Origin of the sequence: Hyphomicrobium sp. NDB2Meth4 (assembly GCF_900117445.1) — a bacterium.
GTDB lineage: Bacteria > Pseudomonadota > Alphaproteobacteria > Rhizobiales > Hyphomicrobiaceae > Hyphomicrobium_A.
The window spans coordinates 14,144-40,544 of record NZ_FPEJ01000003.1 but is presented as its reverse complement, the minus strand read 5'-3'; the positions used below and the strand labels follow the sequence as shown (position 1 = coordinate 40,544).

Sequence of the window (26,401 nt, the reverse complement as noted above, 5' to 3'; positions counted from 1 at the left end):
AGAGATCATTATAGGCTCACGTCTCCGCGTCGGCCGGCTCGGACTTCGACTTCGCTGCCTTTGCTTTCGTCGTCTTTGTCGACTTGGCGGCCGTCTTCGACCCGGCAGCCTTGGTGCTGGCTGTCTTGCTCTTGGCTACCTTGCCACCTTTCGCGGCTGGCTTGGTCTCGGCTGCTGCTTTGCGCACAGGCTTCTTTTTCTTGGACGGGCCTTTGGCGGCGCGGGCGGCGATCAACTCGACAGCCTCGGCAACAGTGAGTGTCGCTGGCTCTTTGCCATTTGGGATCGTGGCGTTGACGTCGCCGTGCTTGACGTAAGGACCGTAGCGCCCGGACAGCACCTCGATCTTGCCGCCGCCGTCGGGGTGCTCGCCGAGATCCTTGAGAACAGTCGGCTTGGCGCGCTGGAAGCGGCTCTTGGCGCCGGCCGCCTTTTCAGCCAACAGCGTGACGGCGCGGTTGAGACCGACCGAGAACACATCCTCGATGCTCTCCACGTTGGCGTACGTGCCATCGTGCAGGATGAAGGGGCCGTAGCGGCCGAGGCCGGCGGTGATCGGCTTGCCGGATTCTGGATGCATGCCGACGTCGCGGGGAAGCGACAAAAGTTTCAACGCAAATTCGAGATCGACCGACCCGGCATCGACGCCCTTGGGAATGCTAGAGCGCTTGGGCTTTTCGCCGTCGGAGCCTTCGCCGAGCTGGAGGTAGGGCCCGAAGCGGCCGGAGCGCAGCGTCACGGCGAGACCGGTGTCAGGGTCGTAGCCCAGCAGTTTGCCGTCGGGGCCGGCCGCTTCCGTGTCACCCTGGCTGTTCACATCGCCGAGCTGGCGCGTGAAACGGCAGTCCGGATAGTTGCCGCAGCCGATGAAGGCGCCGTACTTGCCGGAAATCTTCAAGCTGAGGCGTCCGGTTTTGCACGAGGGACAAGAGCGCGGATCGGAGCCGTCCTCGCGGACGGGGAAGATGTGCGGACCCAAGATCTCGTTGAGGGCTTCGAGCACCTCGCCGACGCGCAAGTCCTTGATGTCGTCGACGGAACCGGTGAACTCGCGCCAGAAGTTGCGCAGCACGTCCTTCCACTCCAGCTTGCCGTCGGAGATCAAGTCGAGCTTGTCTTCGAGGTCGGCGGTGAAGTCGTACTCCACATAACGCTTGAAGAAGCCTTCGAGGAAGGCGGTGACGAGACGGCCCTTGTCCTCGGGGACGAGGCGCTTCTTGTCGACGCGAACGTATTCGCGCTCCTGCAGCACGGCGAGCGTCGAGGCGTAAGTGGACGGGCGGCCGATGCCCAGCTCTTCCAGCTTCTTGACGAGCGTTGCTTCGGAATAGCGCGGCGGCGGCTGCGTGAAGTGCTGCTCAGCCTCGATCAGGCGGTCGGTGACCTTGTCACCCTCCTGCAGCGCGGGCAGACGGCGGCTTGAAGCGTCGTCGTCGGGAGCGATGTCGTCCTTGCCCTTGGCGGCGTGGAGGCGCTCGTCGCGGCCTTCCTCGTAGACCTTGAGGAAGCCCTCGAATTGGATGACAGAGCCTGTCGCGCGGAGTGTGTAGGTTTTGCCGTCGCGCCCTTTGACCTCGATGTCGGCGGTCGTCTGCTCGACTTCGGCGGAAGCCATCTGGCTGGCGACGGCGCGCTTCCAGACGAGTTCGTAAAGGCGCGCCTGATCCTTATCGAGGTACTTGGCGACGTCTGACGGACGGCGATTGACGTCTGTCGGGCGGATGGCTTCGTGCGCTTCCTGTGCGTTCTTGGCCTTGGTCTTGTACTCGCGAATGAACGGGGCGACGTAGCGCTGCGAATATTCGCGCGCGATCATTCCGCGGATGGCATTGATCGCCTCCGGCACGATCGTGACGCCGTCGGTTCGCATGTAGGTAATGAGGCCGACAGTCTCGCCGCCGATGTCGACGCCTTCATAGAGGCGCTGGGCGACCTGCATCGTGTGCTTGGCGGAGAAGCCGAGCTTGCGAGAGGCGTCCATCTGCAACGTCGAGGTGGCGAAGGGCGGCCAAGGGTTGCGCTTCACGGCCTTCTTGTCGGTCGAGACGACACGGAAGTCGCCCTTCTCGATGGCGGCCTTGATGGCGTTGGCTTCGTCGCCGGCCTTGATGTCGAGCTTCTTGAGCGTCGTGCCGTTGATGGCGTTGAGGCGGGCAGGAAATTCCTCGCCCTTGGCCGTCGCCATGGTGGCGTCGATGGTCCAGTATTCGTCGGTCCTGAAGATCTCGATCTCGCGCTCGCGGTCGCAGATCAGGCGCAGTGCGACGGACTGAACGCGGCCGGCCGAGCGTGCGCCGGGCAGCTTGCGCCAGAGGACCGGCGATAGGGTGAAGCCGACGAGATAGTCGAGGGCGCGGCGGGCCAGATAGGCTTCCACCAGCGGGGTGTCAATCTTGCGGGGCTCGGAAAGCGCGGTGAGGATCGCCTGCTTGGTGACAGCGTTAAAGGCGACACGCTCGACCTCCATGTCCTTCTTCAGCGCCTTCTTCTGATGAAGGATCTGGAGGATGTGCCAGGAAATCGCCTCGCCTTCGCGATCAGGGTCGGTGGCGAGGATCAGCTTGTCGGCCTTCTTAACGGCCTCAGTGATTTCCTTGATAATTTTCTGGGACTTAGCGTCGATGTCCCAGTGCATTTCGAAGTCCTTGTCGGGCTCGACCGAGCCATTCTTGGCCGGCAGGTCGCGCACGTGACCGAAGGACGGAATGACCTTATAGCCGCTGCCCAGGTACTTGTTGATGGTCTTGGCCTTGGCAGCCGATTCGACGATTACGACGTTCATCTAGGAGCTTTCAGGCTGGCGACGGGGAAGCCCAGAATATGGGGCTTTAGACCCGAGGGGTGGGTCGTGAGCCCGCGGCCGCCGGGGCAGAAATTCCCGGTTCGGTCGGCCCGGGAACATGGGTGAGGATTGTGGCGGTGTCAAACCGCCCTATCGCATTGCGCGCATTGTTATCTATCTTGCAATCCAAGATTGTGGATGTTATTTGCCGTTCAGTCGGCTGCGGGTGAGCACGAAATTCGATGGCAGGGTCGAGCGATTCAAACGAAGGAGCTGAGCCAATGGGATCGCCAACCAGGGGCGACACGCTGAGCTACCTCTGTGACATTATTAATGAATTGAAGCAGCTTGCGGATCGCGGCGGACAACGGACGCTGTCGGCAATCCTGGCGGCAGCGCTGGTCGAAGCCCGCACGCAAAAGGATGATGGGCATCACTAGGGCCCTGGGTAGAGATCGCCTCCAGGGGTGCTGCTCGATATCAAGCCGCCGTGCCGTTCGAGGCGCCCAGCGAGGGCCAATTCCATCACCGCGATCTGCACGCTGCGAATCGGCAGGCCTGTAGCGCGTGCAACACTGTCGATGTCCACGGGTGCAGGGCCGAGGGCAGACAGAACGCGGCCGCGGTCATCATCGGACGGTGGCGAGGTGTCGTGGGGCGTGGCGAGCGGCTCCTCGCGCAGCTGTGGAGCTGGTACGTTGAGCTGAGGCGAGAGCGCCGAGAGAATGTCCGCCGGCTCGGTGACGAAGGTGGCGCCGGATTTCAGCAGTTTGTTGGTTCCCTCGGCGCGAGGATCGAGCGGGTGCCCTGGCACGGCGAAGACTTCGCGTCCCTGCTCGGCGGCAAGGCGCGCGGTGACGAGCGTGCCGGAGCGCCGCGCGGCCTCAATAATGAGAACACCGAGCGATAGTCCTGAGACGATGCGGTTGCGGCGGGGGAAGTCCTGCCCGCGCGGGATGAAGCCAAACGGCATCTCCGAGAGCAGGCACCCGCGCTCGCCGATTGCCTGCTGCAGTGTGTCGTGCTCAGGCGGGTAGACATGATCGATGCCGCCAGCGAGCACGGCGATGGTGCCAGTGGAAATCGCGGCCTGGTGTGCTGCAGCGTCAATGCCACGGGCAAGGCCAGAGGCGACGACAAATCCAGCGCGGCCGATTTCTGTCGCAAACAGGCGAGCGAGCTTGGCGCCGGCTGCAGAACACTGGCGCGAGCCGACGATGGCAATCGTTGGCTTCTGGAGGAGGCTCGTGTCGCCCTTGGCGTAGAGCAGCGGCGGGGGCGCATCGAGGGCTGCGAGCGGCGTGGGATAGTCCGGATCGCCCACGAGGATCAACTCGGCGCCAAATCGTTCAGCGCGAGAGATTTCCGCTTCGGCCTCGCTCTGGGGGCAAATGCGGATGGGCTGGCGGCGACCGCCGCGCCGCGAGAGTTCAGGCAGTGCCTCGAGCGCCGTTCGGGCTGAGCCGTAGTGGCTCAAAAGATCGCGGAAGGTTACGGGGCCGACGTTTTCGGAACGTATCAGACGGATGGCCGCGATGCGCTCGGCATCGGGCTGCGGGTTGCGGGCAGTGGCTGGCAACTCACGCCTTGGCACCGATCCTTGGCTCCTCTCCGGCCGCGAGGCGGCGAATGTTGGCGCGGTGCTTGTAGATCAGCAGGGCCGACATCAGCCCGGCAAGTAGCGCGGTGGCTCGATCGCCAGTTGCGATCAGGCCCACCGGCGTGAGCAGTGCCGCCACGAGCGCAGACAGCGAGGAGTAACGCGTCAGGAAAGCCACCACGAGCCAGACGATGCAGAAGGCGACGGCGGCGCGCCAGTCGACGCCGAGCAGGACGCCGATATAGGTAGCGACGCCCTTGCCGCCGCGAAAGCCGAGCCAAACCGGGAAGACATGCCCGAGAAAGGCGAACAGCCCCGCCACGAGCGAGGCAAGAATGGCCACGCCTCCTTCGGCGCCGACCCAATGCCCGACGAGAACCGCGGCCGTACCCTTCAGGGCGTCGAGCAGCAGCGTCAGCGCGGCGAGGCCCTTATGGCCGGTGCGGAGCACGTTGGTAGCGCCGATGTTGCCGGAGCCGATCTTGCGCACGTCGCCGAGGCCGGCCGCGTGCGTGAGCAGCAGCCCGAAGGGGATTGCGCCGAGGGCATAGCCGACCGCGGCTGCCAGCAGCGTGTGCAGATTGAAGAGTGTGTCCATACCGAGTGGTGGGTTGAGGCGTTACTGTCGGCTGCAGCGTACTGGCAGTCCGTTTGGCCTGCAACCAGAGTGCTGAGCACCGCCTCGCCCCTTTGAGGGCGGCGATGCCTAGGCGCCGTACTGATATACGGTTTCGCCAGCCACGAGTGTACGCAGCACGCGGCCCTGCATCTTGCTCTCATCGAACGGGGTGTTCTTGGAGCGGGAGCGCAGCAGGTCCTTGTTGACGACCCACGGCTCGCCCGGATCGAACAGGATAATGTCGGCGATGGCGCCTTTGGAGAGCCGGCCGGAGTGCAGGCCGAGCAGCTTCGCGGGGTTAATGGTCATGGCGCGCAGAATGCTCATCAGCGGCAGCTCGCCGGAGTGGTGCAGACGCAGCGCGGCAGGCAGCAGCGTTTCGAGGCCGACGGCACCGTCGGTTGCCTCGGCGAAGGGGCGGCGCTTGTCGTCGGCGTCCTGGGGATCGTGGCTCGACACGATGATGTCGATGTCGCCGGCGGCGAGCCCGCGGACCATTGCCGCGCGATCATCGTCAGAACGCAGCGGCGGGCGCATCTTGAAGAAGGTGCGATAAGGGCCGATGTCGTTTTCGTTCAGCGTCAGGTGATTGATCGACACGCCGCAGGTGACGGGCAGCTTGCGGGCCTTGGCACTGCGGATCACTTCAAGGCTTTCGGCGCAGCTGATGGTGGCGGCGTGATAGCGGCCGCGGGTCATCTCGACGAGGCGCACGTCGCGCTCGAGCAGGATCGTCTCGGAAGCCTTGGGCACGCCGGGCAGTCCGAGCCGCGCAGCAACCTCGCCGGAGTTCATCGCGCCGCTGGAGGCTAGATAGGGGTCCTCGGTGTGATGGACGATGAGGGCGCCGAAGTCGCGGCTGTAGAGCAGCACGTTGCGCATCACGCGGGTGTTGGCCACGGATGTCTTGCCGTTGGAAAAGGCGATGGCGCCGGCTCGCTTGAGCAAGCCGATCTCGGTCATCTCCTCGCCTTTGAGGCCCTTGGTCATCGCCGCCATGGTGTGCACGTGCACGATGGCGTTGTCGCGGGCGCGGCGCTGGATGAAGTCGACGAGCGAGACCTGATCGATGACGGGGTTGGTGTCGGGCATCACGACGATGGTGGTGACGCCGCCGGCAGCAGCCGAGTGGCTGGCCGTCTTCAAGGTCTCGCGGTGCTCGTAACCGGGCTCGCCAGTGAACACCTGTGCATCGATGAGGCCGGGCGCGAGGACGTGGCCCTTGCAATCGATGACGCTGGCGCCTTCCGGCGCGTTGCGGCGCAGATGCGGGCCGACGTCAGCGATGATGCCGTCGCGTATGACAAGGCCGCCGGGTTCATCGCGGTTCGACGCGGGGTCGATGATGCGCGCGTTGATAAAGGCTGTGGCGGCCGCGGATTTCGTCTCGCGGGCTGGGCGTTTTGTTGCGGTGGACTGTGCGTTCATCGTTTCGGCAGGTTTCTGGCCAGCGCTTCGAGCACGGCCATGCGGACGGCGACGCCCATTTCCACCTGTTCGCGGATGACGCTGGAGGAATGGTCGGCGACGGTGGAGGCGATCTCGACGCCGCGGTTCATGGGGCCCGGATGCATGACGATGGCGTCCGGTTTGGCCCGGGCCAGCTTCTCCTGGTCGAGGCCGAAGAAGTGGAAATATTCGCGTGTCGAAGGAACGTAAGAGCCTTCCATGCGCTCGCGCTGCAAGCGCAGCATCATGACGACGTCGGCGCCTTCGACGGCTTTCCACATGTCGGTGAAGACCTCGGCGCCGAGACGGTCTGGAGCGGCGGGAAGCAGCGTCGAGGGGGCGGCGATGCGCACGCGGGCGCCGAGCGTGTTGAGCACGACGATGTTGGAGCGGGCGACACGGCTGTGGAGGATGTCGCCGCAGATGGCGACGGTGAGCCCGGCCACGCGGCCCTTGGCACGACGGATGGTGAGGGCGTCGAGCAAGGCCTGGGTGGGGTGCTGGTGGGCGCCGTCGCCGGCGTTGACGACCGAGCAGTCGATTTTTTGCGCCAGGAGCTCGACGGCGCCAGCGGCGTGGTGGCGGACGACGATGATGTCGGGGCGCATGGCGTTCAGCGTCATCGCGGTGTCGATGAGCGTTTCGCCCTTCTGTACCGACGATGTCGACACGTTCATGTTCATGACGTCGGCCGAGAGGCGCTTGGCGGCCATCTCGAACGAAGACTGGGTGCGGGTCGATGCCTCGAAGAAGAGATTGATCAGCGTTCGACCGCGCAGAACGTCGCGCTTTTTGCCTGCCTGACGATTATCGTCGGCGTTGCGGTCGGCGAGATCGAGAAGGAAATTGATTTCTTGTGCGCTCAACCCCTCGACAGTGAGGAGATGGCGATGGGGGAAGTGCAGCGTTTCGACTTTGGCTACGGCATTGGTCATTAAAGGAGCTTCTATAGGGAGACTCAGGCCCGACGGCAACAGCGCAGGAGGCGGTGTCTTGCATGAGTTGGGGAATACGTTAAGGGCCGGTAGCGCCGCACCGGTGTTAATGGCGATAAACTGCCGAAATGGTCGCACCGTCTGAAACGCACGAGGTCTTCAACCAGTCGCCTCCTTTCGAGGATGTGAATCTCTATGGCTCGGACGCGGCGCTGATCGAGGCCGTAGAGCGAGAGGGTGGCGGGCATGCTGCCAAGTCGCTCGATGCGTTCGGGAAAGTGGCGGGCAGTGCCGAGGCGCTGGAACGAGGGCGGATCGCCAATGTGGAGAGCCCGAAGCTTGCCACGCACGATAGGCAGGGGCGTCGCCGCGATGTCGTGACCTTCCATCCAGCCTATCACACTTTGATGCGAACAAGCTGCAATGCCGGTTTGCATAGCTCCGTCTGGGTGCATTTGGGAAAGCGTGGGGCGCAGCGCGCTCCCGGTGCGCATGTAGCGCGGGCCGGCGCGTTCTATCTCGCGGCGCAGATGGAAGCGGGACACTGCTGCCCGATTACCATGACCAATGCGGCCGTGCCCGTGCTGATGCAGGAGCCGGATGTTGCTGCCGAGTGGGTGCCGCGTGTGCTGCCGTTCGAGTACGATCCGGGTTTCGTCCCTGCTGAGAACAAGGCGGCGGTGACGCTCGGCATGGGCATGACCGAGAAGCAGGGCGGCACGGATGTGCGCGCGGCGACGACCGTGGCCGAGCCGATCGCGGGAGCGGGACCAGGGCGCGAATATCTGCTCACGGGGCACAAGTGGTTTCTTTCCGCGCCGATGTCGGATGCGTTTTTAGTTCTGGCGCAGGCGCACGGTGGGCTGACGTGCTTTCTGGTGCCGCGCTTCTTGCCGGATGGCAGCGTCAACGCTCTGCATCTGCAGCGGCTCAAGGACAAGCTGGGGAATCGCTCCAATGCGTCGTCCGAAGTCGAGTTTCAGGGTGCGTGGGCGCGCGCAATCGGTGAGGAAGGCCGGGGCGTTGCCACCATCATCGAGATGGTGACGTACACCCGCCTCGATTGCGCAATCTCGTCCGCGGGGTTGATGCGTTTTGGGCTGGCCAATGCGGTGCATCACGCAGAGCATCGAACGGTGTTCCAGAAGAAGCTCGTCGATCAGCCGGTGATGCAGCAGGTGCTGGCGGATATGGCGCTGGATGTCGAGGCGGCGACAGCGCTGTCGTTCCGGCTAGCGCGTGCTTTCGACCGGGCGGAGGATCCGCGCGCGTCGGCGTGGCGGCGCCTGATGACACCGGTCACAAAATACTGGGTGTGCAAGATGGCGCCGCCGCTGGTGGCGGAAGCGATGGAGTGCCTGGGCGGCAATGGCTATGTCGAGGAGGCGCCGCTGGCGCGGCTCTATCGCGAAGTGCCGGTCAACTCGATCTGGGAGGGCTCAGGCAACGTGATGGCGCTCGACGTCGCGCGCGTTCTGCAGCGCGAGCCGCTTGCCGTCGCAACCGTAATGGACGAGTTGGCGTCGGCAGCGGGCGATGATCAGCACCTGAGGCGCGCACATGCGCGGCTGGAGGCGATGCTGCAGGAGCCTAAACTGCTCGACGCGCGCGGGCGCACGCTGGTCGAGGCACTCGCGGTGTTGAGCGCAGCGACGATATTGCGGGCGCACGCGCCAGCGGCTGTGGCGGATGCGTTCATCGCAACGCGCATCAGCGGCGATCCGCGTTCGACGTACGGCCAAGGCCTGGAGCACGCAGACGTGCGCGCGATCCTCAATCGCGCTTCGCCGAACGCTGTTTGAGCGCGCGCGCCGTGCAGATCAGGTGAACAGCCACGAAGAGACGCCGCCGCGGCGGGCGAGGTCTGCCATCTCGGCGTTGAGCCCGTCGAATATGCCTTGGGTGGGCACGTCGGGCAGCCAGGGTGCGCCGCTAGTGGCCTTCCGATACGAGGCCATGAGTTTGTCCCATGCCTCGGCGTCGAGCTTGCGTTCGGGCGCAAGGCGCGGCGGCAGGCGGCGCAGCCCGCTTTGTGCGGCCAGCCAGGCGTAAGCGGCCTGCCAGACGTCCAGGGGCGCTGCCATGTTGTGGCGGCCCTTGAGCTGGGTGATGGCGAGCATGCCGGCTTCACGCGCGTGCGGGCCGATCTCCAGCGTTGCAACGTGCTCGCGCTCGCGGCGGATGGAGAACAGCCGGCAGCGGTCGTCGGCGAGGCGCTCGGCATACTGGTCGGCGCAGTTCTGCATGGCGCGTGCTTCGGCGAGGATCTCAGTACGGTCGAGCAGCGGCACGAACGTGTAGCCGCGAACTTGTCCACCCGAAAGCCACGGATCCGTGAGCACGCCGGGGCCGAGTTGAAGCGTTAGCCGCAGGCGGCTGAGCCAGCTCTTGGCGGCGCACAGCGCAGTGTCGAAGGCGATCTCGGGACGCCAAGGCACGACTATGAGGCCGTGCGCCCGGGTCTGCTGTGCGCGTGAATGCCAGGCGTAGGCGGCGAGAATGCCGAACATGCGATCAGGCCGGCCGGATTCGCTGAAGATCGGCTGGTCGGCGAGCCAGAGGGCAAAGTCGTCGTTGCAGGCCAGCGCGCCGAACGCGACGGATTCGAGCCATAGGGCGCTGTGCGTAGGCGATGCGGGCAGCCGCGTTGCGATCCTTCGCGTGAAGTTCTCGCCGACGGGCACTGGGGGTATAGTTTTTTGAAAGGCTTCGGGCGGCAGGCGGCGCAACCAAAGCGGCAACTCCAGCGTGCGCGCAACAACTTTAAGCGGGGCGCCTTCCTCGATCAGCGAGAGTGCGGTGTGGCGTTGTTCGGGCGTGCCTTGCTTGGATGCAAGCGCGTACATGGCGCCCGGAAACACGACGGCGAGATCGGCAAGCCGCGGCGATGATCGCATGAGGCGGCGAACTTCGCGGCGCGTCGAGCTTGCAAAGCGCCCGGCATAATTTTCGCTCTCGTTGGAGAGAGGCGGCGGCGGGCTACGGCGCGGCTCGCTGCGTGGCCGAATGAGTTTCGTGACTTGCGACATTTACGAATCCACTTCGCCATCGGGCTAACGAGCCCATGAGCGACGGCGTTCCAAAACACTCGCAGGCCATTGCGGCACGCTTTGGACGGGGTGGGGTGTCGCCGTGATTTGCGCGCAGAAGAGTTAATATGCGCGCGTGGAGAAGAGGCGCATGCGATCGAGCGCCCCTTGCAAAATGATGGTCGCAGCGAGCTTGTCGATAACCTGAGCGCGGCGACGACGGCTGGCATCCGCCTCTAGCAGCGTGCGTTCCGCTTCGGCTGTGGAGAGGCGCTCATCCCATAGAAGGATCGGCAACTCGCAGAGCGCGTTAACATTGCGTGCGAAGGCGCGGGTCGCCTGGACGCGCGGGCCCGACGTGCCGTCGAGATTTGTCGGAAGGCCGAGGACGAAGCCGCCAACTTTATGTTCTGCGGCGAAGCGTAACAGCTCTGCGACGTCTGCCTTGAATTTTGTCCGTCTGATGACGAACAGCGGCGAGGCGATCGTGCGTGTAATATCGGATAGCGCCAGGCCAAATGTCTTGGTGCCGGCGTCGATGCCAATCAGCGGCGACCGCTCGGGAAGACCGGCGGCGAAACCTTCAATATCTTCCGTGGTCGTGCCGGGCTGCCGCTCTGCCATCGAATTTGCCATATAGGCAGCCTGTCCATTGTTGCTGTCGGGGGCCCTCTTATACTCCGCGCCGGTCGCCGATTGCCAACCCGGTTGTGGGAGGGCTGCGTCGGTGCGGGAGGGCACCGCCGGTTTCCATCGGCGTCAGGGGATTGGCGAGAAGTGCAGGAACAGAGTCCGCCCGCGGAAATGGCCGCCCACGCCGGTGATAGCGTAGCCGCGCCGCTGCGGCATGGGGCCGGTGTGCTAGCGCTGTTCGCCGCTACCACGTTCCTGTCGGCATTTCTGCTGTTTGCCATCCAGCCGATGTTCGCAAAGATGGTGCTGCCAGTGCTCGGCGGGTCGTCGTCGGTGTGGGCGGTGGCGTTGCTGTTCTTCCAGGCGGCGCTGTTGGTCGGCTATGGCTATGCGCATCTGCTGAACGACAAGGTGCCGCTAAAGTCGGCTGGGTTCGTGCACCTGGGATTGGCAGTGATCGCGCTGATCGTGCTGCCGGTTGGGTTGCCGGAGGCGTGGCGCGAGCCGCCGCCAGGCGATCCTTATATGTGGCAGCTTGGATTGTTCAGCGTTGCCGTCGGGCTGCCGTTCGTCGCAGTCGCGGCCAACGCGCCTTTGCTGCAGGCATGGTTTGCACACTCGGGGCATCCGCACGCCAAGGACCCTTATTTTCTCTATGGCGCGTCCAATTTCGGAAGCCTGCTGGCGCTGCTCGGCTATCCGTTTCTGCTGGAGCCAGCATTCGGGCTGACGGTGCTGAGCCGCTACTGGGCGGCGCTGTACGTGGTGCTGATCGCGGCGATTGCGTGCTGCTATGCGGTGGTGCGGCGGCGCGCGGTTTCGGATTCGCGCGCGCTGGTGATCGAAGAGCGGGAAGAGTCTGGTCCGGCACCCAGCTGGGGCGAGCGGGCGGCCTGGGCCGGGCTGGCGCTGGTGCCGGCGGCGCTGCTCACCGCGTTCACGACGCACATCGCGACGGATATCGCCTCGGCGCCGCTGTTGTGGGTCCTGCCGCTGGCGATCTATTTGCTCACCTTCGTGCTGGCGTTCCAGACGCGGTTGCCGCTGCCGATGTGGCTGCTGCTGCCGGCGCAGCTTGCTGCTGTAATTTTCGCGCTGCTGGAACTGTCGCAAGTGAAGCACGACAAGTGGGTGCTGACGAGCAGCGCGGGCGTCGCGGCGTTCTTCCTTGCAGCGCTGGTGGCGCACAGGACGCTGTTTATCAATCGGCCGAAGGCGCGCTACCTCACCGAGTTCTATTTGTGGATGTCGTTCGGCGGCGTGCTGGGCGGACTGTTCGCGGCGTTGATTGCCCCGCGCATCTTCTCGGAGGTGTACGAATATCCGCTGCTGATTGCGCTGTCGCTGGCGTGCCGTCCGGGCGTGCTGAACGGCGGAAAATCAACCGTGCGCGAGTTGATCTGGATCTTCTCGATCTTCGCGGTGGGGATGGCGCTGATCTGGCGCGGGCCAGTGCTGGCCGCGGAGCATGGGTGGACGTTCGGCGAGTGGGGCACGACGCCGGTCATCACGGCGATCTTCGCTGCGATGGTGGTGGTGCTGTGGGGGCATGGCGCGCGCCAACTCACTGCGGCGCTGATGATGTTTGCTGCCGTCGCGATGCTGCCGTCGGCAGTGAAGCGCGGATTTGCGCAACGCAGCTACTATGGGGTGTATCGCGTCAGCCAGTCGGAACTGGGCGACTACAACGTGTTGACGCATGGTACGACGCTGCATGGCGCGCAGCGGTTGCGCGATGATTTCGGCAATATCATCGCCGACGTGACGCCGGGCACCTACTACTATCCGGGATCGCCGATGGCCGCCGCGGTCAAGATCGTGCAGGACCGGGTCGACGGCGATGGCGAGCTTGGCCGCTTCGGCATTGTCGGGCTCGGAGCGGGGTCGCTCGCGTGCTACTCGCGCAAGCACGAGGCGTGGCGCTTCTTCGAGATCGATCCGGTGGTGGTCGACATCGCGTCGAGGTGGAACCACTTCACGTTTATCGCCAACTGCCAGCCCAAGCTCGACGTGGTGATCGGAGACGCGCGTCTCACCCTCGCCAAGGAGCCAGACAACAGCTTCGACCTGATCATCGTCGATGCGTTCACTTCGGACGCTGTGCCGGTGCACCTGCTGACGGCGGAGGCGCTGCAACTCTACGCCCGCAAGTTGACCGACAAGGGCGTTGTGGTGCTGCACATCTCGAACAGGTATCTGGACCTCGACTCCGTGCTGGGGGCGACGCTGCCCTTGGTGCCGGCACTGAAGGGGCTGATCGTCTCGGATGACAGCGCCGATGGGTCATATGCCGAGAACAGCTCGACAATTGCCGTGTTCGCCAAGGATTCGCTGGTGCTGGACCCCTTCCGGGCCCTAGACGGGGCGCAGGACTTCCGCACCGGCGGGGTTTCGGCATGGACCGACGATGCCTCGGACATCCTGGGGCCGTTCTTGTCGCAGTGGCGTGGCAGCGACGGGGAAGCGGTCGAACCGAGGGACCGGGGCACCCCTTGAAGTTGCGCCCATGCCTTACCGGGGCTAAGAGTGCCTCGCGCTTTATCCAAAGCGACGTTCAACTCAAGACGGCGAGGAGCCATGCGGGTCGACGAGACGACTGTGCGGCGCATTGCGCGGCTGGCGCGCATCAAGATTTCCGACGCAGAGGCCAAAGGACTGGAGCAGGAGCTTTCCGGAATCCTCAACTGGGTCGAACAGCTCAATCAAGTCGACACCTCGACGGTGGAGCCGATGACGCGGGTGGTGCCGATCGAGCTGACGAAGCGCGCGGACGTCGTCAATGACGGCGAGATCGCGGACGACGTCGTCAAGAACGCTCCGATGGTCGAAGACCACTTTTTCGTGGTGCCGAAGGTGGTGGAGTAGTCACTGTGACAGAACTTACCAAGCTCACCATCGCGGAAGCGCGCGAGAAGCTACGCGCGAAGGAAGTCTCGGCTACGGAGCTGACGAAAGCCTTCATCGACGCAATCGAGACGGCCAATCCGTCGATCAACGCCTATGTCCTGCAGACGCCGGAACTAGCGCTCAGCCAGGCGAAGGAAAGCGACAAGCGCCTGAAGGCAGGCGACGCGCGTCCGCTGGAAGGACTGCCGCTCGGCAACAAGGATCTGTTCTGCACCAAGGATGTGCGCACGACCGCGTGCTCGAAGATCCTCGACGACTTCAAGCCCACCTATGAATCGACAGTCGGCTCCAATCTGTGGAATGCCGGCGCGGTGATGCTGGGCAAGCTCAATTGCGACGAGTTCGCGATGGGCTCCTCGAACGAGACAAGCGCGTTCGGACCGGTGGTCTCACCTTGGCGCCGCAAGAAGGACGGCAAGACGACGACCGACAAGCTCGTTCCGGGCGGATCGTCGGGCGGCTCATCGGCGGCTGTGTCGGCCAACCTGTGCCTTGCTGCCACGGCGACCGATACGGGCGGCTCGATCCGTCAGCCGGCAGCGCTGACTGGCACCGTCGGAATCAAGCCGACGTACGGGCGTTGCTCGCGCTGGGGCATCGTGGCGTTCGCGTCCTCGCTGGATCAGGCGGGGCCGATCGCCAAGACGGTGCGCGATGCGGCGATCATGCTGCGGGCGATGGCGAGCCACGATCCGAAGGATTCCACCTCGGTCGCAGCTCCGGTGCCGGACTACGAGATGGCGCTGGCTCAGGGCGTCAAAGGCCTGCGCGTCGGCGTGCCTAAGGAATACCGCGTCGAGGGCATGTCGAAGGAGATCGAGAAGCTCTGGCAGGACGGCATCGCCTGGTTGAAGGCCGCCGGGGCCACGATCCACGACATCAGCCTGCCGCACACGAAATACGCGCTGCCGGCTTACTACATCGTCGCCCCTGCCGAGGCCTCGTCGAACCTCGCCCGCTATGATGGCGTGCGTTACGGCCTGCGCGTTCCTGGCAAGGACCTGATCGACACCTACGAGAACACGCGCGCCGCGGGCTTCGGCAAGGAAGTGCGGCGGCGTATTCTGATCGGCACGTACGTGCTGTCGGCGGGCTATTACGATGCCTATTATCTCAAGGCGCAGAAGGTCCGCACCTTGATCAAGCGCGACTTCGATGACGCGTGGAAATCAGTCGACGTGGTGCTGACGCCGACGACGCCGTCGCCCGCGTTCGGATTCGGCGAGAAGACCGGCGATCCGATTGCGATGTACCTGGAAGACATCTTCACCGTGACGGTGAACATGGCCGGGCTGCCGGGCATCTCGGTGCCCGCCGGCCTTTCCAGCGAGGGCACCCCGCTCGGGCTGCAGCTGATCGGCAAGCCGTTCGACGAGGCGACGCTGTTCCGCGCTGCGCAGGCGATCGAAGATGCGGCGGGCCGTTTCGTCGTCGAGGATCGTTGGTGGGCAGGCACGACGGCGAAAACTGGCGCCAAGAAGGCCGGGAGCAAATCGAAATGAGCGATCCAAAACGCCCGTGGGAATGCGCCGACATGGGGCAGGTGCGCGACGAGATCGATCGCATCGACCTCGCCATGGTCGACCTGATCGCCGAGCGCTTCGGCTACGTCGACCGCGCCTGGCAGCTCAAGAAAAACCCAGCCGACGCTGTCGTGCCCTGGCGCATCCAGCAGGTCATCGACAAGGTCAAGGTGCGCGCCACCGAGAAGGGGCTGCCGCCCGAGCTGACCGAGGCGCTGTGGCGCCAGATGATCGGCTGGTTCGTGCAGTACGAGGAAGAGAAGCTGCGTCTGCAGACCGAAGGCAACGGCGACAAGGGAGCCTAGCGGTGGAGATCGTACCCTTCGATCCCTGGACGCTCGTGATGATCGCAGCGCTCAATCCGGCGATCATCATTGTGGCCTTCATGCTCGGGCGCCGCGCCGACCAGTGGCAGAAGCTGATCGTCGCTGCATTCGCCGCCTCGCTCGCCGGTTACATTCTCTATTGGCTCGTTGCCGCAGTCGGGCTGATGCCCGTACACGCCCTGGGCGGCGAAGCGGCCGTGTTTCTGATGGGCTTTCTGCTCGGTCTCGTATGGGCCGGACTGGGTTATTTTCTGGCGCGCCGCCGCGGCTAAGCGCAGGACCGCTAACCCTGATGCGGTTCTTGCCGCGCCCGCGCCTGAAAAGTGCCACTTCTTTCCGGCATTCGCTTTCCCGCGGGGACCGACAGGGTGATGTCGTTCCGGGGGTATTGCGTAATGACACAGGTGAACGGCGCCGAGGCGCGCGCGCTCAAAAGCGCGTTCGTGATCAATCGCGGCGTGACGATTATCGGGGCACTGCAACTCGACGGCCCCGTGTGCATCGAAGGTATTATCGACGGGGAAGTGCGCTGCTCGACGCTGAAGATTTCCGAGCGCGGCGAGGTGGGCGGGCTCATTGTCGCCGACAAGGTGGTGGTGCTGGGCGAGTTCTCGGGCGCGATCTATGCTCGTGAGCTGACGCTGGGCGCCGGCTGCAACGTCGAAGGCCAGATCTACCACAAGAAGCTGGTGCTGGAGGAAGGCTGCTACTTCGAGGGGCAGTCGCGACGGCACGGCGATCCGCTGAAAATTGCCCCCCTGCCGCTGGAGCTGGAAGAGGCGGAAGCCGAGGATCACTAGGTCGCACGGTCCCCCATGGCTTGCCCCGCCGGGCGCCCTGCGATAACGAGGGCGCATCCGAGGAGCATTGCCATGCAAGAGACAGCCAAGGCCAGCAAGTCCAAGAACCTGATCGAAGGTGCCACCGGGAGCTGGGAGGTCATCGTCGGGCTCGAGGTTCACGCGCAGGTGGCCTCGCAGTCGAAGCTGTTCTCGGGCGCATCGACGGCGTTCGGTGCCGATCCGAACAGCCATGTGTCTCTCGTCGATGCAGCGATGCCCGGCATGCTGCCGGTGATCAACTCGGAGTGTATCGCGCAGGCGGTGCGCACGGGGCTGGGTCTCAACGCCAAGATCAATCTCAGAAGCGTGTTCGACCGGAAGAACTATTTCTATCCGGACCTGCCGCAGGGCTACCAGATCAGCCAGTACCAGCAGCCGATCGTCGGTGAGGGCGAAGTCGAGATCGACGTTGACGGCGAGACGATGACCGTCGGTATCGAGCGCCTGCATCTGGAGCAGGACGCCGGCAAGTCGGTGCATGACCAGCACCCCGACTATTCCTACGTCGACCTCAACCGTTCGGGCGTGGCGCTGATGGAGATCGTGTCGAAGCCCGACATGCGCTCGTCCAAGCAGGCGCAGGCCTATGTGTCGAAGTTGCGCACCATCCTGCGCTACCTCGGCACGTCCGACGCCGACATGGAGAAGGGCAACCTGCGCGCGGACGTCAACGTGTCGGTGCGCAAGCCCGGTGACAAGCTCGGCACGCGCTGCGAGATCAAGAACGTCAACTCCATCCGCTTCATCGGTCAGGCGATCGAGGTGGAAGCGCGCCGGCAGATCGATATCATCGAGGCTGGCGGTGCGATCGATCAGGAAACGCGCCTGTTCGATCCGGGCAAGGGCGAGACGCGGTCGATGCGCTCGAAGGAAGAGGCGCACGACTATCGCTACTTCCCCGATCCGGACCTGCTGCCGCTCGAGCTGTCGATGGAATACGTCGGCGAGCTGGAGAAGGACCTGCCGGAGTTGCCGGATGCCAAGAAGCAGCGCTTCATGCAGGAGTTCGGCCTTTCCGACTACGACGCGAACGTGCTCGTGGCCGAGCGCGAATCCGCCGACTACTTCGAGGCGGTTGCGCAGGGGCGCGACGGTAAGCTCGCCGCGAACTGGGTGATCAACGAGCTGTTCGGGCGCCTCAACAAGGAAGGCAAGTCGATCGAGGCGTCGCCGATGTCGGCGCAGCAGCTCGGCGCCATCGTCGATCTCATCGCGTCGAGCACCATCTCGGGCAAGATCGCCAAGGATCTGTTCGAGATCGTCTGGACCGAAGGCGGGGATCCGGCCGAGATCGTCGAAAAGCGCGGCATGAAGCAGGTGACCGACACCGGCGCCATCGAGAAGGCCGTCGACGAGATCATCGCTGCCAACCCCGACAAGGTGGAGCAGGTGAAGGCGAAGCCGAGCATGCTGGGCTGGTTCGTCGGCCAGGTGATGAAGGCATCGGGCGGCAAGGCCAATCCGCAGGCCGTCAACGACATCCTCAAGACCAAGCTCGGGATCTGACCGGGCCAGACGCGCTTTGCTAATTGAAGCCGGGCGGTGATGGCTGCCATGGGTAGCCCATGGCGCCTTTCATGTGTCCGTAGCGATAAAGCTCGCGCATGTAGCGCAGGTCGAACCGCGTCGTATACGGCTCGGTGAAGTCTTCGCCCATGATCGCGAGCTTGAACCCGATGTCATCGCGCTTGGTTGTCGAATAGATGCGGTAGAGATCGCCGACAGCCGTGCTTGAGATCATCGTCTCGATGGCGCGTTGCGCGATCTCGAGTGTCTGGCGCGGCACTTCCGCCGGCGGTGGGCTGACGAGGCCGTTGCGGATGATATAGGCGGTGGTCTTCGATTGCGGACGAACGGCGTCGATGATCTGCCGCATGTCGAGTTGTGGAGGATAGAGGAATACCTGTGAGACGGTGCCTCCGTCGACGTGCATCTCCTGATGCGTGCCATCCTTGAGCTTGGCATCGAGCATGACGGGCGGGAAAAGTCCTGGAACAGCTGCGGAAGCCAGGATGATCTTGCGCGTCAGATCGAGGCGCCGGGGATTGTCGCTGGCGGCGATGGCGCCGACGTTCCAGATCACCAGCTTGCCGCTGTCGAGATTGGTCGTCGAGATCAGCAGCAGTCGCCCGGTGCGATATTCGAAGGCGATGCGATTGAGCACGTCCTCGGTGAGATAGCGCGAGATGGTGCGGTAGAGGGGAGAAGAATCCATCATCGCGTCATCGGTGATTGCGGCGACCAGATAGCGCTTGGAGATGATGTCCTTGATGTTTGTCTTGGTATACATCGCCTCGAGCGCTCCATCATAATCGGTGCCGAGGAAGGCGAAGGGCGCGGTCAATGCGCCGGTGCTGGTGCCGGTGACGATGGTGAATTTCGGCCGGTTGCCGTGTTCGCTCCAGCCGGTGAGCAGGCCTGCACCGAAGGCGCCATCTTCCTGGCCGCCCGAGAGAGCCAGCAGGTCGATGTTGCGCTCAGTGTTGGGTCTCGTTGAAAGCGCCCAGCGGATTTCTTCTGTCAGGGCGGCGGTATCGTCGAGGGAGAAGCGGCTGCGGGCAACGTGCGCGAAATCGAGCGAGCCCGTCAGCGAGGCAGGGACGGCATGCAGCCGGTCCGGCGCGGCGCAGCCGCCGGCGCATAGCAACCCGGCAAAGAGAATGCTCGCCCACAAGTGCTTTCGCACAGCCTGCGCCGCCCCGATAAATTGTGATCCACCCCGCCTCGCTAAAGCTGACGCTCCCGGAGGCCCTACCTTTCTGTGGGTGGAATCGGGCGCCTCAGGGCCGGTTCTGGTGCAAACTCGGGACGAATTGTTTCGCAGTGTTTCCCTTGGCCCGACGCGGAAACATATGGATGCCCGCAGCAATGCAGCGCCTTGGCACGCACTGCCGTGTTCCTTAATGTCGAGAGATGATTGATCCCCGCCTTCATGCGCCTGCGGTGGCGCGCAATCGCGATCCCATCTGGAATGTGCTGAAGCCCAACCTACCCGCGCGCGGGCTGGTTCTGGAGATTGCCAGCGGCTCGGGCGAGCACGCGGTGCACTTTGCCCAGCTGGCGGGTCCCAGTTTGGTTTTCCAGCCGACGGATCAGAACGCCGATGCGCGCGCCAGTATCGATGCTTGGGCGGCGCGGGTGCAGCTCAGCAATATCCGCCCGTCGCTAGCGCTCGATGCGGCGGATGATGTCTGGCCGGTGGATCGCGCGGATGCAGTGCTGTGCATCAACATGATCCATATCTCGCCGTGGGCGGCGACGGTCGGCCTGATGCGTGGCGCCGTCCGGGTGCTGCCGCCGGGCGGGCTGCTGTTTCTTTACGGGCCCTATCGCCGGAACGGCGCTCACACGGCTGACAGCAACGAAGCGTTCGACGCCGATCTCAGGCGTCGCAATCCGGAATGGGGCGTGCGCGATCTCGAGGAGGTCGCGCGGGTTGCCGCTGAAGCTGGGTTCGGGCCGCCGCAAATCCAGGAAATGCCAGCCAACAATCTGTCGGTGCAGTTCCGCCGGACAGTTTGAGGACATATTATTCAACCAAGTGGTTGACTATTGTCGGAGTATGGGCAATATTCAACCTCATGGTTGAATTAAACACATCACGGCTCGACGCCGTCTTCCACGCCCTCGGAGATGCAACCCGGCGGCACATGCTGCGCGAACTCGCCAATGGCGAACGAAGCGTCAGCCAGCTCGCTGATCCGTTCTCCATCTCATTGGCCGCCGCCTCCAAGCACATCAAGGCGCTGGAGAGCGCGGGCCTCATTCATCGCGAAATACGTGGCCGCACGCACATGTGCCGCCTCGCTCCCGGGCCACTCGCTAGTGCGCACGAATGGCTCGGCTTCTACGAGCGCTTCTGGACCGATCGCCTCGATGTGCTCGATCAGCTCCTCCGTAGCGAGGATGCGCGCAAGCCCTCGGCCATCAATCAAGGAGATGACAAATGAACGACGTCGTGACCGCCGGCGACTATGGAGTTTTGACCGAACCCGCCACGCTGACGATCCAGCGCATTCTGCCGGGTCCTATCGAGCGCGTATGGAATTACCTCACCGATAGCGAGTTACGGCGTCGGTGGCTGGCGGCGGGCGATATGGAGCTGATCGTTGGCGCGCCTTTCGAGCTCGTATGGCGCAACGACGAGCTTACCGACCCACCCGGTAAGCGGCCCGAGGGCTTTTCCGACGAACACCGCATGATGAGCCGCATCACCGAGATCGACCCGCCACGCAAGCTATCGTTCACCTGGTACGAGCGGGGCGAGGTGACGTTCGAGCTTGCGCCGAGAGGCGAGCGGGTGCTGCTCACCGTGATCCACCGTCGAATTCCCGACCGATCGGTCCTGCTCAAAGTCGGACCCGGATGGCACAACCACCTCGACGTGCTCGTGGCGCGCATCAGCGGGGAGGAGCCAGAGCCGTTCTGGGACAAGTTCGCTCGCTTACAGAAGGACTACGCGCGCCGGATGCCGGCCTGACGGCGGTGTTGCAGCGGGTAGCGCAGCAAGTCTGCGCTACCTCGCTTTCATTGCGCGGGGCGGCGGCCGGAGGCGTCGATCAACTCGAGCGCCTGCCCGTCGAAGGCGAGCAGCTCGAGAGATGAGCAGATCTTGGCGACGATTGCGGTGTCGTGGTTTTCTTCGGCTGTATTGATCGTCCAGCATTCGTCATCGCCTGCCGGGAGACGAAATTCGTAGGCGTCGCCGTCCTCGCTGAGGCGGCCGAGCCAACCGCGATCACCCTTGTTTTCCCACTCGATCTTGGGAAACAGTCGCGTCAACTTATCCTTGATGGTGTCGGCGTTCTGCAGGCAAAGGTTGCTAGCAGTGATGTCCGCCATCGCGTTGATGGCACCGCGCGGTTCAAACATCATGAAGTCATAGCTCATGCGGCGGATCGCTTTCCGTTGTCGCCCGAGAGGAAGGCGCGATAGGCGGGATTGTCCGTCTCGTCCCAGTAGGGATAGGACAGTTTTTCGAGGCTGCGTTTCAGGTCCTCGCGCTCAGCTGGCGGCACCTCGATGCCGGCAAGCACGCGGCCATAGTCGGCGCCGTGGTTGCGGTAATGGAACAGCGAGATGTTCCAGCGGTCGGAGAGGCTGTCGAGGAATTGCAGCAGCGCACCCGGGCGCTCGGGGAACTCGAAGCGGAGCACCATCTCGTTCTTGAGCCCTGAAGTGCGCCCGCCGACCATGTAACGCACGTGTAGCTTGGCCATTTCGTTGTTGCTCATATCGACGACGGCATAGCCGTGTTTTTTGAGCATGGCGATGATGTCGAGCTTGTCGCGTTCGCCGCCTTTGAGACGGACGCCGACGAAGATGTGCGCTTCGCCCGGGCCTGCATAACGGTAGTTGAACTCGGTGATAGAGCGCTTTCCGAGGAGCTCGATGAAGCGGCGGTAGCTGCCGGGGTGCTCGGGGATCGACACGGCGAGCAGTGCCTCACGATGCTCACCGATTTCGGCGCGCTCGGAGATGTGGCGCAGGCGGTCGAAGTCCATGTTGGCGCCGCTATTGATGGCGATGAGCGATGCGCCCGCTGAGTTGCCTTCCTCGACGTATTTCTTCAGGCCGGCGAGGGAGAGCGCACCGGCGGGCTCGGGGATGGCCCTGGTATCCTCGAAGATATCCTTGATGGCGGAGCACACTTCGTCGGTGCTCACGGTGATGACGCCGTCGAGATGCTCGCGGCAGAGGCGGAAGGTTTCCTCGCCCACCTGCTTGACAGCGGTGCCGTCGGCGAAGAATCCGACATGGTCGAGTGTGACGCGTTTTCCGGCGCGCAGCGCCGCCTGCATGCTGGCGGCGTCCTCCGATTCAACACCGATGACCTTCACCTCGGGTCGAAGGAACTTCGTGTAGACGGCGATGCCGGACGCAAGTCCACCGCCGCCAACGGGCACGAAGATGGCTTCGATGGGGTCGGGGTGACGACGCAGGATTTCCATGCCGATGGTGCCTTGGCCGGCGATGACTTCGGGGTCGTCGTAGGGGTGGATGAAGACGAGGTTGTTTTCTGCTTCGAGCTTGCGTGCGTGCGCGGAAGCTTCATCGAAGTTGTCGCCGAACAGGACGACATTACCGCCGCGACTGCGCACGGCTTCGATTTTGATGTCGGGGGTGGCGCGCGGCATGACGATTGTCGCCGTCGTGTGGAGCAGCTTGGCAGAAAGGGCGACGCCCTGGGCGTGGTTCCCTGCAGAGGCGCAGATGACGCCGCGGTCGAGCGCCGCGCGCGAGAGACCTGCCATCTTGTTATAAGCGCCGCGCAGCTTGAACGAGAACACCGGCTGCAGGTCTTCGCGCTTCAGCAGCACCGTGCTCTGCAGGCGCTTCGACAGGCGCGGCATTGCGTCCAGCGGGGTGTCCAGCGCCACGTCGTAGACGCGCGCGCCGAGTATCTTTCTGATGTAATCTTGCACAGCGAACCTGCAGGGAATGGGCGAGGCGCGCAATCGGACGCCCCGGAAATAGTGTGCTGAGGCGATGACTTCTCAGGCTGCAAGCTCTGCGTCAACTGCCGGCGGCTGGCGAGGCAGAACGACCTTGCCATAGCCGACGGTTAAAGCCCGGTGCATAGGGGCGTGAAATCGTAACCGTCTGCTGGCATGGTGCACTTCGAAACGGGGGAGCAGCAAATGGCCAAGCACATCGTTCTCATCCATGGCGCCTTCTGCGGGGGCTGGTGTTTCGCGGACATCATGCCCGTATTTGCAGAGCGGGGCTGGAGCTGCGAGGCCCCCGATCTGCCGTACCATGTGCCGGGACCGAAGCGTAAGCCAGCGCCACTGCTCGCCAAGCAGAGCGTCGCCGACTACACGCGCGACATGGCCGAATTCGTCAAACGCCTGCCGGAGCCGCCGGTGATCATCGGGCATTCGATGGGTGGGCTCATCGCGCAGCAGCTGGCGGCGCAAGGCCTTGCCAAGGCGCTGGTGCTATTTGCCCCGGCGCCGCCGTGGGGGGTGCTGCCTTCGACCGAAGAGGAAATGAACCTGGCGAAGGGGCTGATGCAGGCCTCGCCGTTCTGGGACAAGGCGCTCAATCCGTCGTTCGACGTGGCGAAAGGGGATTCGCTCGCCAGCCTCGACGCCGATGGGCAGCGCCGGATCTTCGACATGTTCAGCGCCGAGTCGGGCCTGGCACTGTTCGAGCTGTTCTTCTGGATGTTCGACAAGCAGAGAACGATCGCCGTGGACGAAGCCAACGTCACCTGCCCGGTGCTGGTGGTGGCAGGCTCTGAGGACAAGGTTATTTCGGCGGTCACGTGCCGCAAGGTGGCGGCCCTCTATGCTAATGCAACCTTCGAGGAGGCGGCGGGACGCGGTCACTTCCTGATCATGGAGGAAGGGGCGCCGGCCTTGGCCGGGCACTGCGCCGACTGGCTCGCCAAGGTGGTCACCAACTGAGTTCGCCGGAGTGGCTGAGCGGGCGCCAGCGAGGCTATGATCGCTGCGCGGGGCGATCAGCGCCGCGGTTCCAGGGTCTCGACGTTGCGCGCGCTGCCTGCCCACGCCCTGCTTGCTGGATTGCTGCTGTTGGTGGCAGTGGCGCTGCGCATTGCTGATCCCGAACCAGTGGCGCGACTGCGGCTCGCGGTGTTCGACACATATCTGCAGCTTGCGCCGCGCCAGCTCGATGCAGCGCTTCCGGTGCGGATCGTCGACATCGACGATGCTTCCCTTGCCCGTGTGGGACAGTGGCCGTGGCCGCGCGGAAAGCTGGCTGAGATCGTTGAGCGGTTGACGGCGGCGGGTGCGCGAACTGTCACGCTCGACTTGATCTTTGCCGAGCCGGACCGGCTGTCGCCGGCGGAATTTGCGAAGCTGTTTGCGGATCAGCCTGAGCTGCGTCCGCTGGTGGATAAGGCGGGAGAGCTTCCGTCGAGTGATGCGCGCTTTGCGGGGGCGCTGGGTGCTGCTGCGTCTGTGCTGGGCGTGGCGGGTGAAAGCTCGAGCAGCGCGCCGGGGCCGGCGGTGCGCGCGCGGTTTGCCATTGCGGGCGATGATCCTTTGCAGTTCGTGCCGCGCTATGCGGGGGCCGTGCGAAGCCTGCCGGTGCTGAACGACGCGGCGAAGGGGGTCGGAGCTGTCAACTGGCTGCCTGAGCGCGATCAGGTGGTGCGACGCGTGCCGTTGTTGGTTGCCATCGGCGGGGAGCTCTATCCGTCGCTGCCGCTGGAAGCGCTGCGGGTCGGTATGGGCGAAAGCACGGTGTTCGTGCGCTCATCGGGCGGCAGCAGCGTCGGTGCTTTTGGCCAACGCACGGGCATCGAGCAAGTGCGTGTGGGGAAGACAGTTCTGCCGACGGAGGCGGACGGCGAATTGTGGTTGCGGTTTTCGCGCCCGGATCGGCGTCGGTACATATCGGCGCACACGATACTCGATGGCACATACGAGCCCGCCAGCATCAAAGGGCGCGACATTCTCATCGGCACGAGCGCAGTTGGTCTGCTCGACTTGAGGGCGACGCCGCTCGATACGGCGGTTCCAGGCGTCGAAGTGCACGCGCAGGCGCTTGAGCAGATGCTTTCGGGAGAGCACCTGGTGCGGCCGCCGTTCGCACTTGGGCTGGAGCTCGTTTATCTCGTCGGCGTTGGCGCGGCGCTGGCGTGGCTCATCGGACGCCTCGGGGCGACCAGCGCGGCGGTCGTTGGCGGAGCTGCCATCTTGCTGGTGTTCGCGGGATCGTGGATTGCGTACAGGAATACAGGCTATCTCCTCGATCCCGTCTATCCGTCGTTGGCGATTTTACTCGTCTACCTTGCCGTTTCGCTTGCAGGCTATGTCGCCACGGAGCGGGAGCGTTGGCGCGTGCGAGCTGCGTTCGGTCACTACGTGGCAGCGCCTCTCGTGGAGGAGCTGGCGCGCAATCACGACAAGCTGAAGCTGGGCGGAGAGACCCGCGAGGTGACGGTGCTGTTCGCCGATGTGCGCGGCTTCACCAACATTGCGGAGGGCCTGTCGGCCGAGGCGCTGATCGCGTTTCTCAATCGCATGTTCACGCCACTCTCCGAGATCATTCTCGAAGAGCGAGGGACGATAGACAAATTCATGGGCGATGCTGTGATGGCGTTCTGGAATGCACCGCTCGCCGATCCGGCTCATGCTGCCAATGCGTGTCGTGCGGCATTGCGCATGCAGGAGCAGCTCGACAAGTTGAATGACCTATGGGCAGCCGAGGCTGCGGCGCGTGGTGAGGCTGCACACAAGGTCGAGCTTGGCATCGGCCTCAATACCGGGGCGTGCTGCGTCGGGAATGTCGGCTCGCCGCAGCGTTTCGATTATTCCATTCTCGGCGACGTGGTGAATGTCGCGTCCCGTCTGGAAGGCGAGACGAAGACGTACGGCGTGCCGATTGTCGTGGGCGAGAGCACTGCACGCGCTGCCCCGGACATGGCGCTGCTGGAACTCGGATCGGTGGCGGTACGCGGTAAACAGCGCGCCGAGCGAATATTCGCACTGGTCGGGGATGAGGCATTGGCGCGCACGCCAGGCTTCAGGCAGTTGCTCGAAGCGCATCAGTTATTGCTGACATCTATAAATGAAGGCGACGCGGACCAGGTTCGTGCGGCTTACGCAGCCTGTGCGGCGCATGGCAGCTATGCGCGGCTTTACGCGGCTTTTTCGAGGCTGGCTGCGGCGGATCAGCCGAAGTCTGCGACGTAGCGCCTTCTGGCAAATCCCGGCCGCGACGGATTTAAGCCGCTTCGCGCGTTTGCGATCAACGATGGCAAAGTTTCGCGCGATCAGC

24 protein-coding genes are annotated in these 26,401 nt (G+C 64.1%); 14 read left to right on the top strand and 10 right to left on the bottom strand.

Translation table 11 applies throughout. From position 1 onward, the window contains the following. Positions 1-16: 16 nt before the first annotated feature. The gene (topA, locus tag NDB2M4_RS06290) at positions 17-2,782 is read right to left on the bottom strand and encodes a type I DNA topoisomerase (RefSeq protein WP_072372060.1); all 2,766 of its coding nucleotides are present in this window, start codon (positions 2,780-2,782) and stop codon (positions 17-19) included. A gap of 281 nt (positions 2,783-3,063) precedes the next feature. Here topA and NDB2M4_RS20170 point away from each other — a divergent pair, with 281 nt between their 5' ends. After that, complete coding sequence (locus tag NDB2M4_RS20170) at positions 3,064-3,222, top strand: hypothetical protein (protein ID WP_171988042.1); 159 nt, start codon at positions 3,064-3,066, stop codon at positions 3,220-3,222. Here the strand turns inward: NDB2M4_RS20170 and dprA are convergent. From dprA to NDB2M4_RS06265, 4 genes are all read right to left on the bottom strand, one after another. Beyond that, positions 3,219-4,376: a DNA-processing protein DprA gene (dprA, locus tag NDB2M4_RS06280; RefSeq protein WP_072372054.1), complete on the bottom strand. Its 1,158-nt coding sequence runs from the start codon at positions 4,374-4,376 to the stop codon at positions 3,219-3,221. The genes NDB2M4_RS20170 and dprA overlap by 4 nt on opposite strands. Next, the gene (gene plsY, locus NDB2M4_RS06275; protein WP_072372049.1) at positions 4,363-4,980 is read right to left on the bottom strand and encodes a glycerol-3-phosphate 1-O-acyltransferase PlsY; all 618 of its coding nucleotides are present in this window, start codon (positions 4,978-4,980) and stop codon (positions 4,363-4,365) included. The genes dprA and plsY overlap by 14 nt, the downstream gene beginning before the upstream one ends. Positions 4,981-5,088: 108 nt before the next feature. Further along, entirely contained in the window at positions 5,089-6,429 is a 1,341-nt protein-coding gene (locus NDB2M4_RS06270) for a dihydroorotase (protein WP_072372046.1), read from the bottom strand. Beyond that, positions 6,426-7,385 (bottom strand): aspartate carbamoyltransferase catalytic subunit, encoded by a 960-nt coding sequence (locus NDB2M4_RS06265; RefSeq protein ID WP_072372043.1) that lies wholly within the window; start codon positions 7,383-7,385, stop codon positions 6,426-6,428. The genes NDB2M4_RS06270 and NDB2M4_RS06265 overlap by 4 nt, the downstream gene beginning before the upstream one ends. 128 nt (positions 7,386-7,513) lie before the next feature. On the opposite strand from NDB2M4_RS06265, the gene NDB2M4_RS06260 reads away from it, so the two are divergent. After that, complete coding sequence (locus NDB2M4_RS06260; RefSeq protein WP_072372040.1) at positions 7,514-9,187, top strand: isovaleryl-CoA dehydrogenase; 1,674 nt, start codon at positions 7,514-7,516, stop codon at positions 9,185-9,187. 18 nt (positions 9,188-9,205) lie between these two features. Here NDB2M4_RS06260 and NDB2M4_RS06255 read toward each other — a convergent pair whose 3' ends face one another. Both NDB2M4_RS06255 and ruvX read right to left on the bottom strand, forming a co-directional pair. After that, complete coding sequence (locus tag NDB2M4_RS06255; protein WP_072372037.1) at positions 9,206-10,414, bottom strand: PcfJ domain-containing protein; 1,209 nt, start codon at positions 10,412-10,414, stop codon at positions 9,206-9,208. 123 nt (positions 10,415-10,537) lie between these two features. Continuing rightward, positions 10,538-11,050: a Holliday junction resolvase RuvX gene (gene ruvX, locus NDB2M4_RS06250; RefSeq protein WP_072372034.1), complete on the bottom strand. Its 513-nt coding sequence runs from the start codon at positions 11,048-11,050 to the stop codon at positions 10,538-10,540. Positions 11,051-11,218: 168 nt separating this feature from the next. Between ruvX and NDB2M4_RS06245 the strand changes: the two genes are divergently transcribed. From NDB2M4_RS06245 to gatB, 7 genes are all read left to right on the top strand, one after another. Beyond that, positions 11,219-13,543 carry a fused MFS/spermidine synthase gene (locus NDB2M4_RS06245; RefSeq protein ID WP_072372032.1) on the top strand — a complete coding sequence of 775 codons (2,325 nt, stop codon included), beginning with the start codon at positions 11,219-11,221 and terminating at the stop codon, positions 13,541-13,543. Positions 13,544-13,624: 81 nt separating this feature from the next. After that, a complete protein-coding gene (gatC, locus tag NDB2M4_RS06240) occupies positions 13,625-13,912 on the top strand; it encodes an Asp-tRNA(Asn)/Glu-tRNA(Gln) amidotransferase subunit GatC (RefSeq protein WP_072372029.1) in 288 nt (95 codons plus the stop codon). A 5-nt stretch (positions 13,913-13,917) separates the two neighbouring features. Then, a complete protein-coding gene (gatA, locus tag NDB2M4_RS06235) occupies positions 13,918-15,456 on the top strand; it encodes an Asp-tRNA(Asn)/Glu-tRNA(Gln) amidotransferase subunit GatA (RefSeq protein WP_072372026.1) in 1,539 nt (512 codons plus the stop codon). Next, entirely contained in the window at positions 15,453-15,782 is a 330-nt protein-coding gene (locus NDB2M4_RS06230) for a chorismate mutase (protein ID WP_072372023.1), read from the top strand. Before gatA ends, NDB2M4_RS06230 begins: the two co-directional genes overlap by 4 nt. Positions 15,783-15,784: 2 nt before the next feature. Continuing rightward, positions 15,785-16,075: a hypothetical protein gene (locus tag NDB2M4_RS06225; protein WP_083555948.1), complete on the top strand. Its 291-nt coding sequence runs from the start codon at positions 15,785-15,787 to the stop codon at positions 16,073-16,075. A 123-nt stretch (positions 16,076-16,198) separates the two neighbouring features. Next, entirely contained in the window at positions 16,199-16,603 is a 405-nt protein-coding gene (locus NDB2M4_RS06220) for a bactofilin family protein (protein WP_072372021.1), read from the top strand. Between the two features lie 72 nt (positions 16,604-16,675). After that, positions 16,676-18,151, top strand: a complete 1,476-nt coding sequence (gene gatB, locus NDB2M4_RS06215; RefSeq protein ID WP_072372019.1) for an Asp-tRNA(Asn)/Glu-tRNA(Gln) amidotransferase subunit GatB — start codon at positions 16,676-16,678, stop codon at positions 18,149-18,151. 19 nt (positions 18,152-18,170) lie between these two features. Here gatB and NDB2M4_RS06210 read toward each other — a convergent pair whose 3' ends face one another. Continuing rightward, positions 18,171-19,331 carry a patatin-like phospholipase family protein gene (locus NDB2M4_RS06210; protein WP_171988041.1) on the bottom strand — a complete coding sequence of 387 codons (1,161 nt, stop codon included), beginning with the start codon at positions 19,329-19,331 and terminating at the stop codon, positions 18,171-18,173. 227 nt (positions 19,332-19,558) lie between these two features. On the opposite strand from NDB2M4_RS06210, the gene NDB2M4_RS06205 reads away from it, so the two are divergent. From NDB2M4_RS06205 to NDB2M4_RS06195, 3 genes are read left to right on the top strand one after another with little or no spacing between them, the layout of a single operon-like run. Further along, a complete protein-coding gene (locus NDB2M4_RS06205; protein ID WP_072372016.1) occupies positions 19,559-20,167 on the top strand; it encodes a DUF938 domain-containing protein in 609 nt (202 codons plus the stop codon). A gap of 59 nt (positions 20,168-20,226) precedes the next feature. After that, complete coding sequence (locus NDB2M4_RS06200; RefSeq protein ID WP_072372013.1) at positions 20,227-20,595, top strand: ArsR/SmtB family transcription factor; 369 nt, start codon at positions 20,227-20,229, stop codon at positions 20,593-20,595. Continuing rightward, entirely contained in the window at positions 20,592-21,125 is a 534-nt protein-coding gene (locus NDB2M4_RS06195; RefSeq protein WP_072372010.1) for an SRPBCC family protein, read from the top strand. Before NDB2M4_RS06200 ends, NDB2M4_RS06195 begins: the two co-directional genes overlap by 4 nt. 47 nt (positions 21,126-21,172) lie before the next feature. Here NDB2M4_RS06195 and NDB2M4_RS06190 read toward each other — a convergent pair whose 3' ends face one another. Next, positions 21,173-21,535 (bottom strand): hypothetical protein, encoded by a 363-nt coding sequence (locus tag NDB2M4_RS06190; protein WP_072372007.1) that lies wholly within the window; start codon positions 21,533-21,535, stop codon positions 21,173-21,175. Further along, entirely contained in the window at positions 21,532-23,070 is a 1,539-nt protein-coding gene (gene ilvA / locus NDB2M4_RS06185; protein WP_072372004.1) for a threonine ammonia-lyase, biosynthetic, read from the bottom strand. Before ilvA ends, NDB2M4_RS06190 begins: the two co-directional genes overlap by 4 nt. 216 nt (positions 23,071-23,286) lie before the next feature. Between ilvA and NDB2M4_RS06180 the strand changes: the two genes are divergently transcribed. Together NDB2M4_RS06180 and NDB2M4_RS06175 are read left to right on the top strand one after the other, a co-directional pair. Next, positions 23,287-24,057 (top strand): alpha/beta hydrolase, encoded by a 771-nt coding sequence (locus NDB2M4_RS06180; protein ID WP_072373226.1) that lies wholly within the window; start codon positions 23,287-23,289, stop codon positions 24,055-24,057. 36 nt (positions 24,058-24,093) lie between these two features. Next, positions 24,094-26,316 carry a CHASE2 domain-containing protein gene (locus NDB2M4_RS06175; RefSeq protein ID WP_072372001.1) on the top strand — a complete coding sequence of 741 codons (2,223 nt, stop codon included), beginning with the start codon at positions 24,094-24,096 and terminating at the stop codon, positions 26,314-26,316. The last annotated feature ends 85 nt before the right edge of the window (positions 26,317-26,401 follow it).